Below are 18,704 nucleotides of genomic sequence, written 5' to 3' on the forward strand. Positions count from 1 at the left end.
TCTCAACCCTCCTTCTCAATACGGGTCAGGTTGTCCCGCAAAATCGGGCCATACTCATATTTGCCCGGGCAGACAAATGTGCACAGCGCCAGGTCTTCTTCATCCAGTTCCAGCGCACCCAGCTGTTGGGCGGTGGCAGTGTCACCGACAATCAGCGCGCGCAGCAGTTGCGTGGGCAGCAGATCCAGCGGCATGACCTTCTCGTAAGTGCCAATGGGAACCATGGCCCGCTCGGAACCGTTGGTGCTGGTGGTGAAGTCGAACTTTTTGTTTTTGAACAGGCGCGAAAGGTAGATCGGCAGTATGGAGAACCGCTTGTTACCGGCGCGCAGATAGTGCAGAAAGGGGCGCTCGTAGCCTTCGACCAGAACGCTCACCTGGTTGTCGTAACGGCCCAGGTAGCCCAGTGGTCCGGCGGCAGTGCGGCCGCCAAAAACGGAACCGGACACCAGGCGGTTGTCCCCCTCCTTCAATTCTCCGGCAGTCAGTTCCGCCAGGCTGGCACCCAGGCGGGTGCGCAGCAGGCGCGGCCTGGTCACCTGCGGACCAGCCAGAGCCACCACGCGATCGGTGAACAGGCGCCCGGTAGTGAACAGCTTGCCCACCGCGATGACGTCCTGATAGCCAATGGTAAACACGCTGCGACCTGGCTTCACCGGGTGCAGAAAATGAATATGGGTACCCGGCAGACCGGCGGGGTGCGGACCGGCAAAAGTCTCGTGGCGGATGCGGTCTGAGTCAGGCACTGGAATATCGGCATCGGGAGCGGTGCAGACAAAGGTCTTATCCGCCAGTCTGGACAGAACCTCCACACCCCATACAAAGGCATCGCGGTGTTGCGCGATAATGACCGCCGGGTCCGCAGCCAGTGGGTTGGTATCCATCCCATTGATAAATACCGCCGAGGGTTTTACGTCGGTAGCCGGTACCTTGCTGTAGGGGCGGGTGCGCAGTGCGGCCCAGAGACCGGACTCAACCAGGTTGTCCCGCACCTGTGCGTCGGTGAGGGTCTTGAGTTCACTGGGGGAGTAGGAGCTAAACTCCTCCGCCGCCTCGCCGTCCACCTCAATCACTACCGACTGCAGTACGCGGCGGGCACCCCGGTTGATCGCCACCACTTTGCCGGGTGCGGGCGCTGTGTAGCGCACACCTTCGGTCTTCTTATCGGTAAAAAGCAGCTGTCCGAGCTTGACGCTATCCCCCTCGGCCACTGCCATGGTCGGCTTCATCCCGTGATAATCGGGGCCGAGCACGGCAACGGTCCTGGACGCAGGGGCATCGTGGATGACCTGCTCGGGCGCGCCGGATATGGGTAAATCCAATCCCCGACGGATCTTTCTCATACGCCTATGCCTAAGTTTCTAGTTTGTAAAACATGCGAAACTGGCTTTGGCGCAGCCGACATCCGGGGGCCGGGTATACCGTGAAGGCACAAAACCAGATTCGGGAATTCTCGCTCTATGAGGACTTAAACCGCTGGGTCCACTGACCGGACCTTGAGGAAGCGAACTTCTCGGCGCACGGTGGCCCCGCTAAAATCGCGCGCATTATAAAGATCGGCCCGGATCTTTACCAGTGCGGAAGCGGCCAAAATGACTCGGACAGGGGAATTTTTCTGGGTAAAAACAGGCACTTGGGGCTGTGCCCGGGGTGGGAAACGGCGGTGCAGTCACCGCCGCAGTTCACGGGGCTGGCCAGGCCGACGAGAGACCAGGACCACCCCAACAGTCACACTTTGCCCATCGCCGGATCAGTCCTGCAGCGGGAACAGCTTGTAGCGGACGCCGGCCATGTCCTCCAGGCAACGCACCACCTGGCAGCTGTAGCCAAACTCATTGTCATACCAGCAGTAGAGTACCGCATTGTCGCCGTCCACTATGGTGGCGATTGAGTCGTACACACAGGCACGTCGGGATCCGACAAAATCGCAGGACACCACTTCCGGGGAGTTGGTGTAGTCGATCTGCTGGCGCAGCGGCGAGTGCAGCGCCACCTTGCGAATATACTCGTTCACCTCATCCTTGCTGGCCGCCCGCCCCAGGCGCAGATTCAGTATGGCCATGGAGACGTTGGGAGTCGGCACCCGGATGGCGTTGCCGGTCAATTTGCCCTTCAGCGCCGGCAGCGCCTTGGCCACCGCCTTGGCGGCCCCGGTTTCGGTCAGCACCATGTTCAGTGCAGCGGCGCGACCCCGGCGCTCGCCCTTGTGATAATTGTCGATCAGGTTCTGATCGTTGGTATAGGCGTGCACCGTTTCCACGTGACCGTGTTCGACACCAAACTCATCCATCACCGCCTTCAGCACCGGGACAATGGCGTTGGTGGTGCAGGAAGCCGCGGACAGTATCCTGTCATCCTCGGTAATGTCATTGTTGTTGATGCCGTAGACGATATTCTTTATATCGCCCTTACCGGGCGCGGTCAGCAGCACCTTGGACGCCCCCGGGCACTCCAGATGCCGCCCCAGCCCCTGCTCGTCGCGCCACACTCCGGTGCTGTCCACCACTATCGCATCCTTGATGCCGTACTGGGTGTAATCCACTTCCGCCGGGGAATTGGCATAGATAATCTTGATCTCATTGCCATTGCAGATCAGGGTGCTGGTGTCCTCGTCCACGCGGATGGTGCCCTTGAAGGCACCGTGCACGGAATCCCGGCGCAGCAGTGAGGCGCGCTTGACCAGGTCGTTGTCCGCCTTGCCCTTGCGCAACACTATGGCCCGCAAGCGCAACACGTCACCACTGCCCGCCTTTTCGACCAGCAGCCGCGCCACCAGGCGACCGATGCGGCCAAAGCCGTAAATCACCACGTCGCGGGCCTCGGGGATCGGCTTGCCGGCACCTTCCGCCCCGGACAGCTCCTCGCGCACAAATTCGTCGACCGACAGTCCGCGATTATCCCGCATATACTTGTTGGTCAGAGTCCCAAGGTCGATATGTACCGGCCCCAGACCCATCTTGGAAATAGCCTCCAGCACGGGAAAAGTCTCCCATTCGGACAGCTCATTCTCCTCCACCTGCCGCACGAAACGGTGCGACTTCATGATGTCCAACACCGAGCGGTTGACCAGATTGCGGCCGTACATATAGATGCCGACATTGCGCTCGCGGTTGAGCTTACCGATCATCGGGATCATAGTCTCGGCCAGCGCTTCGCGCTCTTTCCAATCCTTGAAGAAGTCAGCGGGCTTGGGTCGCTTCTGAGTCACAGTCGGACACCTCTGCATGGTGGTTTATAGGAGGAAAATTTCCGCCTTTCGGGGCTGGCCCGAGTGCGTGGCTGCGCATTATCAGCATTCCCCCAAAGGGGCGCAAGCGGGGGAAAAAACGCCCGCAAATTGTAGTAAAACTACCGACCCGCGCCCCCCTGGAAAGCCCCCCGCAGCACTGCCCAATACAACTGCGGGCGATATCGGTGCCGCTATTTTTCCACCGCCACCTGCGCTCGCGGCCGTTCGCCGTTACAATAGCGCCCCTCGCACCCCTCCCCCGAACAAATACGCGGAAATTTACCCAAAAATGGTTGAATGTAACCCCTTGTCGCCCCCCGGATTTCGTTCAGCCAACGACCGTCAGTACTGGGGCCAATTGCACGGTGCCGCCGCCGCGCTGGCGATTTTGAATGCGGCCCGGCGCAATGCCGCACCCACACTGCTGATCGCCGCAGACAGCCTCAGAGCGCACCGCCTGGAGGCCCAGCTGAAGTTTTTTAACAAGCCCCGGCGAGATGACGAGAGGCCGGACCGGGACGCCGCGGCGTTGGGCACAGGGCCGCTGGAGATCATTCAGTTCCCGGACTGGGAGATACTGCCCTACGACACCTTTTCCCCACACCAGGATATTATTTCCGATCGCCTCTCCACCCTGTACAGGCTGCCACAGATGGGCAGCGGCATAGTGATTGTATCGGCCAGCACACTGGCACACCGGCTGGCGCCGAAGGACTATGTGGCAGGCAATGTGCTGATGCTGCGGACCGGTCAGAGTTTCGACCCGGGGACACAGCGCCGCCTGCTGGAGCAGGCGGGCTACCACTGTGTGGACACTGTTTATGAACACGGCGAGTTCGCCGTGCGCGGTGCCCTGATGGATATCTTTCCCATGGGCAGCAACCTGCCCTACCGGATCGACCTGTTTGACAACGAGATCGACTCGTTGCGGACCTTCGATCCGGAATCCCAGCGCACTATCGATAAGGTAGAACAGGTAGAGCTGCTGCCGGCGCGGGAATTTCCGCTGCACAAGCGGGGCCTGTCGGACTTCCTGGAAAACTGGCATGACGCTTTTGACTCGGACCCGGCCCAGGTACCCATTTACCAGGATATCAGCGCGGGAATAGCGCCCGCCGGAATCGAGTACTATCTGCCGCTCTTTTTTCCCAATCAGTGTGCGAGCCTATTCGATTACCTTCCGGAAAACAGCATCGCGTTTGTGGACGGGGATATTCAGCAGCCCCTGCAGAATTTCCGCCGCGAAGTGGACAGCCGCTATGAAAGCCGCCGCGGTGACCTGACCCGCCCCATTTTGCCGCCCCAGCAAATTCTGCTCGACATCGACGAACTCAACCGGGCGCTTAAAGCCCTGCCCAGGGCTGTTTTTTCCGAGCAAAAACTGCCGCAGGCGGTGGGCAACCACAACTTTGGCAGCCTGTCTCCACCGGAACTGCCGGTGGATGGCAAATCGGATCAGCCACTGGCCGCGCTTGCACGCTACCTGGAGGAATTTCGCGGGCGGGTGCTGTTTTGTGCGGAGAGCAGTGGGCGCCGCGAGGCGCTGCTGGAATTGCTGCAGGGAATCCAGTTGCGGCCAGACCAGTTCCCCAGTTGGGAGGAATTCACCGCTGGCGATGCCGCTTTTGGTATCACCGTCGCACCGTTGGACCAGGGACTCTGCCTGCTGGACCCCAGCATCAGCCTGATCGCCGAACCCCAGCTGTTTGGCGATCGCGTACTGCAACAACGCCGCCGCCGCAAAGCCAAGGACGAGGTGGACAATGCGGTTAAAAACCTCGCCGAGCTGAGAATAGGGGCGCCGGTGGTCCATGTGGATCACGGCGTTGGGCGCTACCGCGGCCTGCAGCATCTGGAGATCGACGGCCAGCCGGCCGAATTTCTCACCCTGGAGTACGCCGACCAGGCCAGGCTCTACGTGCCCGTGGCCAGCCTGCACCTGATCAGCCGCTATTCCGGCGCGGACGAGACCCTGGCCCCCCAGCACCGGCTGGGCAGCGAGCAATGGCAGAAAGCCAAGCGCAAGGCGGCGGAAAAAGTCCGCGACACCGCCGCCGAGCTGCTCGACATCTACGCCCGCCGGGAGGCGCGGGTCGGCCACGCCTTCGCCGACCCGGGACTGTCCTACCGGGAATTTGCCGCGGGTTTTCCATTCGAGGAGACACCGGATCAACAGCAGGCCATCGAGGCGGTAGTCGCGGACATGCTGTCGTCCAGGCCCATGGACCGGCTGGTCTGCGGCGATGTGGGTTTTGGCAAAACGGAAGTGGCTATGCGGGCCACCTTCGTCGCCGCCCACGCCGGCAAACAGGCGGCGATGCTGGTCCCCACCACCCTGCTCGCACAACAACATTTTCAATCGTTTCAAGACCGCTTCGCGGACTGGCCGATCAATATCGAGTTGATTTCGCGCTTCCGCACCAGCAAGGAGGTGGACAGCGTCAAGGCGCGGGTCGCGTCCGGCAAGGTGGACATACTGGTGGGAACCCACAAGCTGCTGCAGAGCGACCTGGATTTTAAGGATCTGGGTTTACTGGTCATCGACGAAGAGCACCGCTTTGGCGTGCGGCAGAAAGAGCGCCTGAAAAGCCTGCGCGCCGAAGTGGACATCCTCACCCTCACCGCGACTCCGATTCCCCGCACCCTGAATATGGCCATGGCCGGAATTCGCGACCTGTCCATTATTGCAACGCCACCGGCGCGGCGCCTGTCGGTAAAAACCTTTGTGCGGCAACGGGACGAAAGCCTGATCAAGGAGGCGGTACTGCGGGAAATACTGCGCGGTGGACAGGTCTATTTTCTGCACAACGAAGTGAAAAGTATCGAGCGTGCAGCGCGGGAGCTACAGCAACTGATTCCCGAGGCGCGGGTCGCCATCGGTCACGGGCAGATGCGCGAGCGCGAACTCGAACAGGTGATGAGCGATTTTTACCACAAGCGCTTCAACCTGTTGGTATGCACCACCATTATCGAAACCGGAATCGACGTTCCCAGTGCCAACACCATCGTCATCGAGCGCGCCGACAAGTTTGGCCTGGCGCAGCTGCACCAGCTGCGGGGCCGGGTCGGCCGCTCCCACCACCAGGCCTACGCCTACCTGCTGACCCCCAACCAAAAGGTCATGACCGCCGATGCCACCAAACGGCTGGAGGCGATCAGTGAGGCCCAGGACCTGGGCGCCGGCTTCACGCTGGCCACCCACGATCTGGAAATCCGCGGCGCGGGGGAACTGCTGGGTGAGGAGCAGAGCGGGCAGATTCAAAGCGTGGGCTTCAATCTCTATATGGATATGCTGGATCACGCGGTCAAGGCCATACGCGAGGGCCGCACGCCCAATATCGACCAGCCACTGGAATCGCCCGCCATAGAGGTCAACCTGCGGGTACCGGCGCTTATTCCGGAAGACTATCTGCCGGACGTCCACGGCCGCCTGATCATGTACAAGCGTATCGCCAACGCGGCCGACAGGTCCGCCCTGAAGGAGTTGCAGGTGGAGATGATCGATCGTTTTGGGCTGCTGCCGGAGCCCGTAAAACATCTTTTCCACACCACCGAAATCAAGCTCCGGGCCAATACCATGGGCATTCGCAAACTCGAGGCTTCCGCGGCCCGCGGACGTATTGAATTCGCCGAGGACACCCGGGTCGACCCGCTGACTCTGGTCAAGCTGGTGCAGACCCAGCCGGGACGCTACCAGCTGGCCGGTGCCAACCAGCTCAATTTTTCCCTCGACGAGGGTGGAGCCGAACAGCGGCTGGAGGAGGTTTCGGGAGTGTTGGAGCAACTGGCACAGTGATACTATGGGCGCGGTAATCAGGCCGGAACTCTGTGACCGGATTGGTGATCGCCGTAAAAGCACAGGTGCCGGGCCTAGCAGGCTGTTGAAATTCGAAGAATTTCGACGCCTGGTACCGGAATATGGATGTTCCGGAAAAATCGGCGACGCCTAAGTCGTTGATTTTGGGAGAAAAGTGAAAATCACATTTTTCACTTTTCGTGTTTTGAAACAGGCAGGATGCCTTTTTCAACAACCTGCTAGAGTCGCACCTGTTTCCGGGGCCGGCACCAGCCCGCCCAGGTTTCGCAACAGCCATAACGATGAGACTGGTATCGCCATGACCCGCACCCTTTGTCTTTGCGCGACGCTGTCGCTACTGCTGCTGAGTACCGGCAGCCAGGCCGCCGGCTACGCAGGCACCACCTTCGAGATCGAGCTGATCGCATTCAGCCGCGATAGCGGCATGGCCCAGTCCCGCGAGACCTGGCCGACAGCGCCGCAGATGCAATATCCCCGCGAGTGGATTGATTTCAGCACCCTGACCGAAGAGGGGACTCCGCTGCTGACGCCGGCCGTGACACAGCTGGACAACAAGGCCGCCGCACTGGACCGGGATGGCTACCGGGTGCTTCTCCATAAAGCCTGGCGACAGGTTCTGCAAAACAAACAGAATTCTCCGGCGATACTGATTTCCGGCGGCACCACCCTGGGAGGCATGCACCAACTGGAGGGCAGCATTACCCTGAGTGTGGCGCGCTACCTCCACTTGAGCACCAATCTTTGGTTCAGCGAATTCGCCAGTGGCCCGGAAGTCGATGCCATACCCCTGCCCAGCAAGCCCGTGCCGCCGCCCCCACCCACGGCAGAGCCCCTGGGACTGACTCAGGTACCGACGGATACCGGCCGGGGGACTGGTGGGGCACTGGCAACTGCCTACCCCGCGGAGGTCGACTATCCCACTCCGGTTTTTGCCCGTCATGTCACTCAGCTCCGTCAGGAACGGCGTCTGCGCAGCGGCGAACTGCACTATCTGGACAACCCCGAATTTGGCATACTGCTTCAGGTGCGCACCGTCGAAGCACCCGAAGCGCCGACCACCGCCACCGAATAACCACTCTTGCAAAAATAAAAAACGAAGTCCTTTTTATGATTACTAACGATGCCATTATTCTAGGCATGCTCGCCGCCATCCTCGGTTTTGTGTTTTACACGGCCGGTAGCGAGCACCGCTTCTGGAAACGCTTTTATCGTTTCGTGCCAGCCCTGCTGCTGTGTTATTTCCTTCCATCCCTGCTGACCACCTTCGACATTATCGACGCCGAGTCGTCCCAGCTGTATTACGTGGCCTCGCGCTACCTGCTGCCGGCCAGTCTGGTTCTGCTGACCCTGAGTATTGACCTGAAAGCCATCGTCAATCTGGGTCCAAAAGCCCTGATTATGTTTCTTACCGGCACCCTGGGCATCGTCATCGGCGGGCCAATCGCCCTGTTGATCATGGCCAGCATAGATCCGGACATGCTCGGTACCAGCGGCCCGGAAGCCGTCTGGCGGGGCATGACCACCGTCGCCGGCAGCTGGATTGGTGGCGGCGCCAACCAGGCCGCTATGAAGGAAATCTTCGGCGTTGGCGATCAGATATTTTCAGCCATGGTGGCGGTTGATGTGATTATCGCCAATATCTGGATGGCGATGCTGCTGATTATGGCCGGCAACGCCAAGCAGCTGGATCAACGCCGCGGTGCCGACACTGCGGCCATCACCTCCCTGCGCGAAAAAGTCGAGGCATTGCAGAAAAAGCACTCGCGCAATCCTTCGCTACCAGACCTGATGCTGATCGCGGCAGTGGGATTTGGAATTACCGCCATCGCCCATGCCGGGGCCGACCAGCTGGCCCCCTGGTTCCAGACCCACGCACCGCAACTGGCCCGCTTCAGCTTTACCAGCCAGTTTTTCTGGCTGATCATCATCGCCACTACTCTGGGTATCGCCATGGCCTTTTCTCCGGCGAAAAAACTCGAGGGCGCCGGCGCTTCCAAAGTGGGCTCAGTCTTCATCTATTTTCTGGTCGCCACCATAGGCACCCATATGGACATCACCGCCCTGCGCGACAGCCCCGAGCTGTTCGTACTGGGCGCCATCTGGATGGCGGTACACGCGGGACTGCTGTTGCTGGTGGCCAAGCTGATCAAGGCCCCGACCTTCTTTATGGCGGTGGGCAGCCAGGCCAATGTGGGCGGAGCCGCGTCTGCCCCGGTGGTAGCGGCGGCCTTCCACCCCTCTCTGGCGCCGGTGGGCGTACTGCTGGCGGTGCTGGGCTACGCCCTCGGAACCTACGCCGCCTGGTTCTGCGGCCAGCTGTTGCGTATGGTAAGCGCTATGTAGCGAGAACGCGCAAAGGCGGGCCACAGGCCCTAGCAGGCTGTTGAAAAAGTGTTTTTCAGCAGCCTGCTGTCCCGAACAGGGATGTTCGGGCCGCAAATCAAGCATTTAACTGCTTGATTTGTCGTGGAGGATTTGCGGACATGCGCCGCAAACCCGGGTTGTGGAAAGCCAGGAAGGGCTTTTTCAACAACCTGCCAGGTTAGCGACAAGATTATTTCAGCCGCTTTCCGAGAAATTTCGGGCAGCGGCCGGACCCTGTCGGGGGGAAGGGAAATATTCAGTCAGATGTGCAGGGGCAACCGCTATTCGCAGGGAACCACGTCTTCCGCCAGCAGGCCTTTATCCCCCTGCTGCATTTCGAACTCCACCATCTGTCCCTCGTTCAAAGTTTTGTACCCCTCGCCGCGAATACTGCGATAGTGTACAAAAATATCCTCACCACTCCCTTCGCCCCGGGTGATAAAACCATAACCCCGGGCATTGTTGAACCATTTGACGGTACCCGTAACGCGATCACTCATTGAGCCAACCTCATTATTTTTATTGCGCTTACCACTAAACCCCTACGGAAAACAGGGGCAAACGCCACCCCAATTCCGGCCACGGGTAGCGAGCCCGTCACCGCACTTATACTGCCCACCAAGTCAGTCTCGATGCGGCTGTCTGATTCTTAGATAAAACGATGCCAGTGTCCAGATTTGCCGATAAAATTATTTCGCCATTTCCAAGGAAATACGCAATGATTTGTCTCTGGGGGCGGGTCAATCCCACATAAACTGTCAAAATATGCTTTTCGCGACACAGTGCTCGCTCGCGCTACGCCTCATCCCTTCGCAGTGGTATCTCTGAGCCCTTCGGGGACTTCCGCGATATGCACGGTGGAGGTTGGGAAAGCGCAGGAGGCGCCATGCCCTTCAATTATCCGTAATACCGTAAGCAGAATATCCTGCTTGATTTCGTGGAAGCGCACCCATTCCGTGGTCCTGGTGAAACAGTAAATAAAAAAATCCAGCGACGACGGCGCAAAGGAATTAAAGTTGACGATCAACGTCTGGTTGCTGTCGATTTCGGGGTGTTCCTGTAACATCGCCTTCACATCGGTAACGATAGCTGACAATTGCCCCGCATCTTCATAGCGGACACCGATGGTTTCAAAAATTCGACGATTCAGCATACGGGAGGGATTTTCAACCGCAATCTGGTTGAATATCGAGTTCGGAATATACAGTGGTCGCTTGTCAAAAGTCCTTATCCGGGTGAGGCGCCAGCCGATATCCTCCACTGTCCCCTCGATCTCCTTGTCCGGCGAGCGCACCCAGTCTCCCACCGCAAACGGCCGGTCCAGGTAAACCATCAGGCCGCCAAAAAAGTTGGCCAGCAAATCTTTCGCGGCAAATCCGACTGCGAGCCCACCAATACCACCAAATGCCAGCACACCGCTGATGCTGTAACCCAGGTACTGCATCAACACCAGGGCCGAGGTAATCAGGATGGAGACCCGTACCAGCTTGCCCATGGCGCGCACAGTGGTCGCGTCCATCGGTTTGCTCATGTACTGGGGGTTGCGTAAATTGGCCTCCACATTGCGTGCAAACCGCAATGCGAACCAGGTCAACACCAGGATCAGTCCGATCTGCCGCACCGGCACCACCAGGGAAAATATCTCTGCCCCGGTAGCACTGCCGGCCCGCCCCGCCGCCAGGGTCAGGCCCAGCAGCCAGATGAGTACCATTGCCGGCGGATTGAGAGCCGCTACCAGCGCGTCGTCCCAGGGATTAGCGGTTTTCTCCGCACGCCGATGCAGGCGTCGCACGAAGCCGGTACAAAACCAGGCCCCTAGTGCGGTCCCCAATACAATTATGAAGGTTGCCACTATCCACAGTCGATTGTCCCCGATCCAGGACAATATCATTTGCTGCGCCGATTCCACTGCCTACTCCCGATAAACAACTGTTATTAATCCGACAATTCAATGGGTAATTTCTGTATTCACTGGTTCGCCGTCATTAAAATTTTGGCATTCACACACAACAACCTGTACGGCCTCGCACCGGTCCTGTGCCCGGCCCGCAACTAAACGCCGGCAGCCAGGGGTTCAATCGATTCCAGCCAGGATTTGGTCCGCCGCCAGCGGTCGCTCTCGGCAAGCTCCTCCCAGGAGCCTATTTTTGTTTTTGCGCGCATGCGCGCGAGGCGTGCGCCCGATTCAGGGATGGGGACGAAATTCCGCAGCGCTGCCAGTGCTTCCAGTGTACCCGCGCGGCTATTGCACACCAACCCCATGTCACAGCCGGCGGTCAGCGCCGCCCGGATACGGTCCCCGTAAGTTCCCGCCATTCCGGCACCCTCCATGGACAGGTCATCACTGAAAATAACCCCATTAAAGGCCAGCTCCGTGCGTACGATTTTTTGCAGCCAGAAGGGGGAAAAGCCCACCGGCCGGTCGTCCACCTGCACGTAGTGGATATGCGCGGGCATCACCGCATCCAACTCACCCGCGCGAATACACTCGATAAAGGGTAGTGCATCGGAAGCCATGACCTGTGCAAGCGTCCGCTGGTCCCGCGGCAGTTCTTCGTGGCTGTCCTCCAGCACATGGCCGTGGCCGGGGAAGTGTTTGCCGGTTGTGGCCATGCCGGCCTGGTGCATGCCTTCCATGAAGGGCCGCACCCGCTCGGTGACTTTGGCCGGATCCGCAGCAAAACTGCGGTCGCCGACGATTTTGCAGTGTTGATCATCGGCGTCCAGTACCGGTGCAAAGCTGAAATCCACCCCCACCGCCAGCAGCTCCGACGCCATCAGCCAGCCGGCGTCCCTAAGTTGATCGGGATCCGCACGCGCGCTCAAAACCTGCATGGAGGGGATACGGGTAAAGTCACCGCGAAACCGCTGAACCCTGCCCCCCTCCTGATCCACGGCCAGCAGGATATCCGGCCGCTCAGCGCGGATGTCACCCACCAGCTGCTGCAACTGTTCCCGGTCGCTGAAGTTGCGGGCGAAGAATATGAGCCCTCCTACCAGTGGGTTGGCCAGCAGTTCCCGGTCCTCCGGCAACAGGTAGGTACCACCGATATCGGCCATCACCGGCCCGATCACTGCGCTCATACAAAGGGCTCCCAGTTGGTTTTACTCGGCGCGCAACATCGCAGATGCGGAGGGCACCAGCCGCTCCAGTGTCTCTCCCAGGCTGCTCTCAGCACCAAAGTCCTCCCTCAGAATAGCCTCGATGGCATCAAAGCTCGAAAGTGTGAAAATAGTCGCACCCAGCATGAAATAGAGCCGCCAGTAGATAGTCACCGGATCCAGCTCCGGCAGCGCCCGGGCCAGCAGGCCGGCGAATCGCCGGTAGCTGTCACCGTACCTGGAAACGATAAAACGGCGCAGATGCCCCTGATACTGGGTGTAGGCAAGTCCCAGCAGACGCATAAAGCGCTGCGGATCGCGACCCTCGGCGGCCAGGCTGCCCAGGCCGACCCGGTAGAGGCTCTCCAGCAGCCCCTCCAGGTGCAGCGGCTGTTCCAGTGCGGCGCGGCGGTCCAGCTCATCCGCCAAGGTTGTGGTGAAAGGCGTGAGAAACCGCTCAAAAACCGCCTGAATCAATTCCTTTTTGGAACCGAAATGATAATTGACCGCCGCGAGGTTTACCCCCGCAGTGCTGGTAATGGTGCGCAGAGAAGTCTCGGTAAAGCCTCTTTCGGCGAACAACACTTCTGCCGCATCCAGAATTCGGGTAACGGTGTCCGGCTGGCTCATGAAATTCAAACCACCAATTAAAACAGTTGTTCGGTTCTGATGCAGATTAGCATAACCCGCCCACCCTGTGGCCACTAGCGGCGCCGGGCAGTAATATCAACACCCGCAGCCTGCTGTCCCGAACAGGGATGTTCGGGTCGCGAATCGAGTATGTAACTGCTTGATTTGTAGTGGAGGGCTTGCGGACCTGCGTCGCAAACCAGGGTTGCGGAAAGCCAGGGAGGGTCTTTTCAACAAGCTGTTAGGGGCAGTCGGGATAGAAAGAGCCTCACAGGAAGCCAGGACAGGAACAGGGGCTCTGAAGGCTGGACAGGTGCACTACCAGAACCTGCCATCACCGGGCCTGAAACCGTGCACGCAAATGGCAGCATGCAATATCCGCCGAGGTCACAAACCAACTGGAGCTGCCGCTATAACATCCGTGGCTTTTCGGACAAATTCCGCCCTCAGCTGGCGGCCCGCCGCCAACCAATGGATCGCTGGCACTTGGTGGGGAACTGCTATTCCCGCTCGCGAATATAATGGAGAATCAGCTCCGCGGCCTCATCCACTGTATCCACAGTTCTGAACAGATCCAGGTCAGTGGCATCGATGCAGTGGCGCTCCAGCACCGTGTCCACCAGCCAGTCCCGCAGTCCCGACCAGTAACTTTTACCTACCAGCACAATCGGAAAGCGCCGCACCTTCTGCGTCTGTACCAGGGTCAATGCCTCGAACAGCTCATCCAGAGTTCCATAACCCCCGGGCATGCCGACAAAGCCAACGGCGTGTTTAACAAACATAAATTTACGTACAAAAAAGTAGCGAAAATTCAGGCTGATATCCTGATAGGGGTTTGGTAACTGTTCAAACGGCAGTTCAATATTCAAACCGATAGACTTGCCCTTCTGGGGGTAGGCGCCGCGATTACACGCTTCCATCAAACCCGGCCCACCACCGGTAATCACCGGTACTCCCTCCGCGGCCAGCAATTCTCCCAACCTGACAGCCTGTTGGTACTCAGCACTATCCTCGGTAAATCTCGCCCCACCGAAAACAGTCACGGCGCCGTTCAGAGCAATCAGCCGCTCGATCCCGTCCACCAGTTCCGATTGGATGCGCAGAACGCGCCACGCTTCGGGCATTTTCGCATCAAGCATTGTTATAGTTCCTTTCTTGTCGCGCAATTAAACGCAAATTTTACAACCTGTCCCGTTCCACTTTAGCAGCAGTTAGCCGTCGGGCGCCAAACATTGCGCAGCAGGCAAATCTGTATATAATCACAGCAACTGTATATAAATACAGAAACACGACAGGTGATCACATGACCAACCTCACTGCCCGTCAGGCGCAAGTACTGGAATTGATCAAGTCCTATCTGGACGAGACCGGATACCCCCCAACCCGCGCTGAAATCGCCCAGGAACTGGGTTTTCGCTCCCCCAATGCGGCGGAGGAGCACCTCAAAGCGTTGGCGCGCAAGGGGGCTATCGAGATGGTGGCCGGTGCTTCGCGCGGAATCCGCATTCCCGACTACCAGCCAGGCTTGCCGGTTGTGGGCCGGGTGGCAGCCGGCAATCCCATTCTGGCGGAGGAGAACATCGAGGATTACTGCGAATTGCCTTCAGACTTTTTCCACCCCCCGGCGGACTATCTGCTGCGGGTCCACGGCATGAGTATGCGCGGCGCGGGGATTTTGGACGGCGATCTGCTGGCGGTGCAGCGCACTGACCAGGTACGCAATGGCCAGATAGTGGTGGCGCGCATTGAGGACGAGGTGACCGTCAAGCGATTTCGGCGCAAAGGCAATCAGGCAATGGTCCAGCTACTGCCGGAGAACGAGGATTTTGACGTGATCCAGGTGGACATGCGGGACAAAAATTTTGCCATCGAAGGGTTGGCTGTAGGCGTGATACGACAGAGCCCCTGAGCTTTACAAGTGGAGGCGGCCTGTCCGCCCACCCTTGCCTTGCGCTCCCTAGCCGGGATGCCGTACTGACGGGTATTGTTCACCCTCAATGGATGGTGTGGTTGACCGGCTCCACTTCCTCTTCATCGATAAAGTCCACATCCGAATCGCCGATATTCTGCACCGCCTCGATACCCGCTTCCAGCATTGCGCGCGCAATGATGATTTTGTGCTCGCGCAAAAAGTGCAGACTCTCCTCCGAAAAGTGAATGCGCACCAGCGGGTCCTCCCTGTGGCCGGCGCGGCGCAGCGCTATATCGCCATTGGCCAGCTCAATGATTTCAAACGTTTCGGAGGACATGCAATTCTCCCCTTTTGACACGGCATCTTGTGGGGCAGTGTAACATACGGGGGGGCAGTCGTTCACGACAGATCCGTGTAAAGACTCTGGGGATGGAAAGCGGACGGCGGAGTTACCACTCCTCGGTATGGGCCCGGTGCCTCTGTACCAGCTCTTGCAACGCCAGGTGCCAGGCCCGCAACCTAACGTCGTTCAGTGATTCGGGATTGGCCGTCGCACGATTACCGGTGGAAATAAGATCAACACCCACCTGCGCCCCGGCGTTAGCCTTCCCCGGGCGCCACAGCAACCGCCAGCAGGCCAACAGCTGGGACAACCAGCTGCAGGGATCCTCCTCCAGGGCGATAAGCTCAGCCACTTCCCCACTGGCTTTAGCGCTGGCTTGCAGGCGCTGCTGCAGCTCTGCGGCGGATTGAGGCTCCAGGCCCAGCTGCAATTGAAACGACAGCTCTGCCAGATAAGCCAGGTATGCCCTCCACAGCTGCATCAGTGCCGCCTCCCGCAGTGCCGCGGCCTGCAACCCCTGGGCCGGCCGCCCCGCCAACAGCAGCTCGCTCTTGCGCAGCGCCGAGGTTACAGTGCCGGTATAGGGATTGCTCATCCGGAACGGGAGGCCGATTTCCTCTTGGCCGCCGGCTTGCGCTTTGCCGCCGGACTCTTGCTACCGGCCTCCGCCTGCCACCGGCCGTCGCGATAAAAAGCTCGCCAGCCCGTCGCCTTGCCGTCCTCCTCGGACTGCACATACTGCTCCTGGGTCTTGCGGCTAAAGCGCACTACCGTATCGCGTCCCTGATCGTCTTCAGTGGGTGCGGAAAAGAGAAAACTGTACTTGGGATCTATCTCGCTCTGGTGTGGCAGCAGTTCCTTGACCAAAGGTGCCCGGGTCTCGCGCTTGCGCGGGAACTGGCTGGCGGCCAGGAACAGTCCCGATGCGCCATCGCGCAAAATATAATGGTCGTCCACTTTTGCGCACGCCAGCTCGGGCATGGGTACCGGGTCCATTTTTGGCGGCGCCGGCTGCCCGCTCTTGAGCAGCTTGCGGGTGTTTTTACAGTTCTCGTTGGTGCACGCAAAATACTTGCCAAAGCGACCCGGCTTCAGCTGCATGTCGCTGCCGCATTTATCGCACTCTATCACCGGGCCGTCGTAGCCTTTGATTTTAAAAGTGCCCTGCTCCACCTCGAAGCCACTGCAATCCGGGTTGTTACCACAGATGTGCAGTTTGCGGTGTTCGTCCACCAGGTAACTGTCCATTGCGGTACCGCATTTGGGACAGCGGCGCTTTTCCCGCAACTGACGGGACTCCGCCTCATCGTCCTGATCCGCATCCACAGCCTCATCGCCCGACACCAGGTTCATGGTGTTGGTACAGCGCTCCTTGGGCGGCAGAGCGTAACCCGAGCAGCCCAAAAACACACCGGTAGAACCGGTGCGAATCTGCATGGGGCGGCCACACTTGCTACATTCGATATCTGTGTCCGTGGGCGTATTGCGGCGCATTCCCCCGTCTGCCGCCTGGGCCTTCTCCAGCCGCTGGGAAAAATCCGCATAAAACGCATCCAGCAGATCCTTCCAGCCCCTGTGCCCGTCGGCCACTGCGTCCAGGGACTCCTCTAGGTTGGCGGTAAAGCCGTAATCCATCAGGTTGGTAAAACTCTCCCCTAGGCGATCCGTGACAATATCACCCATTTTTTCGGCGTAAAAACGCCGGCTCTCCAGGCGGACATAACCGCGGTCCTGAATGGTGGAGATGATAGAGGCATAGGTGGAGGGGCGACCGATACCGCGCTTTTCCAATTCTTTGACCAGTGTCGCCTCGCTGTAGCGTGCCGGCGGCTTGGTGAAGTGCTGTTTGGGGTCCAGTTTCTTCAGGGACAGCTGCTCCCCCACCTTCACATCCGGCAGCACCAGATCCTCTTCTTTCTTACCGATCGACGGCGCCACTCTCAGAAAGCCATCAAACCGGATCACCCGCCCGCGGGCGCGCAGCTCAAACTCCCCGGCACCCACCACCACTGAGGTGGAAGTGAACTGTGCCGGCGTCATCTGACAGGCGACAAACTGGCTCCAGATCAGGTGATACAGCCTTCCAGCGTCACGCTCCACACCCGCGAGCATTGCCGGTTGCATCCGGACATCCGAGGGCCGGATCGCCTCGTGTGCCTCCTGGGCGCCCTCCTTGCTGCTGTAGCTGTTGGGCACTTCCGGCAGGTACTTGTCCCCATACTGCTCGCCGATAAACGCCCGCGCCGATTCCACGGCCTCACCACTGAGGTTGGTGGAGTCGGTACGCATGTAGGTAATATGGCCCGCCTCGTAAAGCCGCTGAGCCAGTGTCATAGTCTTTTTGACGCTGAAGCCGAGGCGGTTGCTCGCCGCCTGCTGCAGGGTGGAGGTGATGAAAGGTGCGGTGGGTTTCGACTGAGTGGGTTTGTCGTCCCGGGCGGTAACCCTGAATTCCGATCCCTGCAGCGCCTTGATCGCAGCGCTGGCCTGGGATTCGTTAACGGGGCGGAAAGCTTCCCCGCCCTGGCGTTTGACTTCCAGCCGCAGTGGTTCTGTCTTGCGGGTTTGCGTATCGGCGAACAGCGTCCAGTATTCCTCCGGGATAAAAGCGCGGATTTCCCGTTCCCGCTCCACCACCAGGCGCACTGCTACCGACTGCACCCGCCCGGCAGAGAGGCCTCGGGCAACCTTCTCCCACAGCAGCGGCGATACCATATAGCCGACAATGCGGTCCAGAAAACGGCGCGCCTGCTGGGCATTGACCCGGTCGATGTTGAGCCGCCCCGGATCTTTAAAGGCTTCCTGAATCGCCGATTTGGTGATCTCGTTGAACACCACCCGCCGGTAGCGTTCACCGCCCCCGCCAATGGCCTCACGCAGGTGCCAGGCGATAGCCTCCCCCTCGCGATCCAAATCCGTAGCCAGATAAATGTAATCGGCGTCCTGTGCCAGCTTGCGCAGTTCGCTGACCACCTTTTCCTTGCCCGGCAGTATCTCGTAATGGGCTTTCCAGTTGTGATCCGGATCTATGCCCATGCGCTTGATCAACTGCTCGCGGCTTTTCTTGCGCCGATGAATTTCTTTCTGTTCCGGCGACAATTTGCGCGTCTCGGCTGACCGCCGGGCCCGCTCCTTGGCATCCACGGGCTGCTTGTTGCCACCGCCAGTGGGCAGATCGCGAATATGACCGACACTGGACTTCACTACAAAGTCCTTGCCGAGGTATTTGTTGATTGTTTTCGCTTTGGCAGGAGACTCGACGATAACCAGTGATTTACCCATAAGCACTTGATTTAGCTAAAAAAAA

General features: G+C 59.3%; 14 protein-coding genes. 4 read left to right on the top strand and 10 right to left on the bottom strand.

What is annotated here, in order from left to right; translation table 11 throughout:
- Positions 1 to 2: 2 nt before the first annotated feature.
- Both AB1S50_RS02125 and AB1S50_RS02130 read right to left on the bottom strand, forming a co-directional pair.
- A complete protein-coding gene (locus tag AB1S50_RS02125) occupies positions 3 to 1,343 on the bottom strand; it encodes a Na(+)-translocating NADH-quinone reductase subunit A (protein ID WP_367148731.1) in 1,341 nt (446 codons plus the stop codon).
- 407 nt (positions 1,344 to 1,750) lie between these two features.
- Positions 1,751 to 3,226 carry a glyceraldehyde-3-phosphate dehydrogenase gene (locus AB1S50_RS02130; RefSeq protein WP_455363728.1) on the bottom strand — a complete coding sequence of 492 codons (1,476 nt, stop codon included), beginning with the start codon at positions 3,224 to 3,226 and terminating at the stop codon, positions 1,751 to 1,753.
- Between the two features lie 292 nt (positions 3,227 to 3,518).
- Here AB1S50_RS02130 and mfd point away from each other — a divergent pair, with 292 nt between their 5' ends.
- The 3 genes from mfd (at position 3,519) to AB1S50_RS02145 (ending at position 9,389) form a co-directional block, all read left to right on the top strand.
- Entirely contained in the window at positions 3,519 to 7,025 is a 3,507-nt protein-coding gene (gene mfd / locus AB1S50_RS02135; RefSeq protein WP_367148733.1) for a transcription-repair coupling factor, read from the top strand.
- A 175-nt stretch (positions 7,026 to 7,200) separates the two neighbouring features.
- Positions 7,201 to 8,118 (top strand): CsiV family protein, encoded by a 918-nt coding sequence (locus tag AB1S50_RS02140; RefSeq protein WP_367148734.1) that lies wholly within the window; start codon positions 7,201 to 7,203, stop codon positions 8,116 to 8,118.
- A 35-nt stretch (positions 8,119 to 8,153) separates the two neighbouring features.
- Entirely contained in the window at positions 8,154 to 9,389 is a 1,236-nt protein-coding gene (locus AB1S50_RS02145; RefSeq protein WP_367148735.1) for a DUF819 family protein, read from the top strand.
- Between the two features lie 302 nt (positions 9,390 to 9,691).
- Here AB1S50_RS02145 and AB1S50_RS02150 read toward each other — a convergent pair whose 3' ends face one another.
- The 5 genes from AB1S50_RS02150 to AB1S50_RS02170 form a co-directional block, all read right to left on the bottom strand.
- Positions 9,692 to 9,910, bottom strand: coding sequence for a cold-shock protein (locus AB1S50_RS02150; protein ID WP_367148736.1), 219 nt, complete (start codon positions 9,908 to 9,910; stop codon positions 9,692 to 9,694).
- Between the two features lie 302 nt (positions 9,911 to 10,212).
- Entirely contained in the window at positions 10,213 to 11,301 is a 1,089-nt protein-coding gene (locus AB1S50_RS02155; RefSeq protein WP_367148846.1) for a mechanosensitive ion channel family protein, read from the bottom strand.
- Positions 11,302 to 11,462: 161 nt separating this feature from the next.
- Entirely contained in the window at positions 11,463 to 12,494 is a 1,032-nt protein-coding gene (nagZ, locus tag AB1S50_RS02160) for a beta-N-acetylhexosaminidase (RefSeq protein WP_367148737.1), read from the bottom strand.
- A 21-nt stretch (positions 12,495 to 12,515) separates the two neighbouring features.
- A complete protein-coding gene (locus AB1S50_RS02165) occupies positions 12,516 to 13,142 on the bottom strand; it encodes a TetR/AcrR family transcriptional regulator (RefSeq protein ID WP_367148738.1) in 627 nt (208 codons plus the stop codon).
- Between the two features lie 500 nt (positions 13,143 to 13,642).
- Positions 13,643 to 14,281 (bottom strand): LOG family protein, encoded by a 639-nt coding sequence (locus tag AB1S50_RS02170; protein WP_367148739.1) that lies wholly within the window; start codon positions 14,279 to 14,281, stop codon positions 13,643 to 13,645.
- A 164-nt stretch (positions 14,282 to 14,445) separates the two neighbouring features.
- Between AB1S50_RS02170 and lexA the strand changes: the two genes are divergently transcribed.
- Positions 14,446 to 15,051 (top strand): transcriptional repressor LexA, encoded by a 606-nt coding sequence (lexA, locus tag AB1S50_RS02175; protein ID WP_367148740.1) that lies wholly within the window; start codon positions 14,446 to 14,448, stop codon positions 15,049 to 15,051.
- 85 nt (positions 15,052 to 15,136) lie between these two features.
- On the opposite strand, the gene AB1S50_RS02180 is transcribed toward lexA, so the two are convergent.
- The 3 genes from AB1S50_RS02180 to topA form a co-directional block, all read right to left on the bottom strand.
- Complete coding sequence (locus AB1S50_RS02180) at positions 15,137 to 15,391, bottom strand: hypothetical protein (protein ID WP_367148741.1); 255 nt, start codon at positions 15,389 to 15,391, stop codon at positions 15,137 to 15,139.
- Between the two features lie 112 nt (positions 15,392 to 15,503).
- Positions 15,504 to 15,992 (bottom strand): DUF6586 family protein, encoded by a 489-nt coding sequence (locus AB1S50_RS02185; protein WP_367148742.1) that lies wholly within the window; start codon positions 15,990 to 15,992, stop codon positions 15,504 to 15,506.
- Positions 15,989 to 18,679 carry a type I DNA topoisomerase gene (gene topA, locus AB1S50_RS02190; protein WP_367148743.1) on the bottom strand — a complete coding sequence of 897 codons (2,691 nt, stop codon included), beginning with the start codon at positions 18,677 to 18,679 and terminating at the stop codon, positions 15,989 to 15,991. Before topA ends, AB1S50_RS02185 begins: the two co-directional genes overlap by 4 nt.
- Positions 18,680 to 18,704 lie beyond the last annotated feature (25 nt).

This window comes from Microbulbifer discodermiae, assembly GCF_040742695.1.
Lineage (GTDB): Bacteria > Pseudomonadota > Gammaproteobacteria > Pseudomonadales > Cellvibrionaceae > Microbulbifer.

Excerpts from the sequence above, each read along its gene's own strand:
- AB1S50_RS02125 (WP_367148731.1), bottom strand. The coding sequence starts at position 1,343 with ATGAGAAAGATCCGTCGGGGATTGGATTTACCCATATCCGGCGCGCCC.
- AB1S50_RS02130 (WP_455363728.1), bottom strand. The coding sequence starts at position 3,226 with ATGCAGAGGTGTCCGACTGTGACTCAGAAGCGACCCAAGCCCGCTGAC.
- mfd (WP_367148733.1), top strand. The coding sequence starts at position 3,519 with ATGGTTGAATGTAACCCCTTGTCGCCCCCCGGATTTCGTTCAGCCAAC.
- AB1S50_RS02145 (WP_367148735.1), top strand. The coding sequence starts at position 8,154 with ATGATTACTAACGATGCCATTATTCTAGGCATGCTCGCCGCCATCCTC.
- AB1S50_RS02150 (WP_367148736.1), bottom strand. The coding sequence starts at position 9,910 with ATGAGTGATCGCGTTACGGGTACCGTCAAATGGTTCAACAATGCCCGG.
- AB1S50_RS02155 (WP_367148846.1), bottom strand. The coding sequence starts at position 11,301 with ATGATATTGTCCTGGATCGGGGACAATCGACTGTGGATAGTGGCAACC.
- nagZ (WP_367148737.1), bottom strand. The coding sequence starts at position 12,494 with ATGAGCGCAGTGATCGGGCCGGTGATGGCCGATATCGGTGGTACCTAC.
- AB1S50_RS02165 (WP_367148738.1), bottom strand. The coding sequence starts at position 13,142 with ATGAGCCAGCCGGACACCGTTACCCGAATTCTGGATGCGGCAGAAGTG.
- AB1S50_RS02170 (WP_367148739.1), bottom strand. The coding sequence starts at position 14,281 with ATGCTTGATGCGAAAATGCCCGAAGCGTGGCGCGTTCTGCGCATCCAA.
- lexA (WP_367148740.1), top strand. The coding sequence starts at position 14,446 with ATGACCAACCTCACTGCCCGTCAGGCGCAAGTACTGGAATTGATCAAG.
- AB1S50_RS02180 (WP_367148741.1), bottom strand. The coding sequence starts at position 15,391 with ATGTCCTCCGAAACGTTTGAAATCATTGAGCTGGCCAATGGCGATATA.
- AB1S50_RS02185 (WP_367148742.1), bottom strand. The coding sequence starts at position 15,992 with ATGAGCAATCCCTATACCGGCACTGTAACCTCGGCGCTGCGCAAGAGC.
- topA (WP_367148743.1), bottom strand. The coding sequence starts at position 18,679 with ATGGGTAAATCACTGGTTATCGTCGAGTCTCCTGCCAAAGCGAAAACA.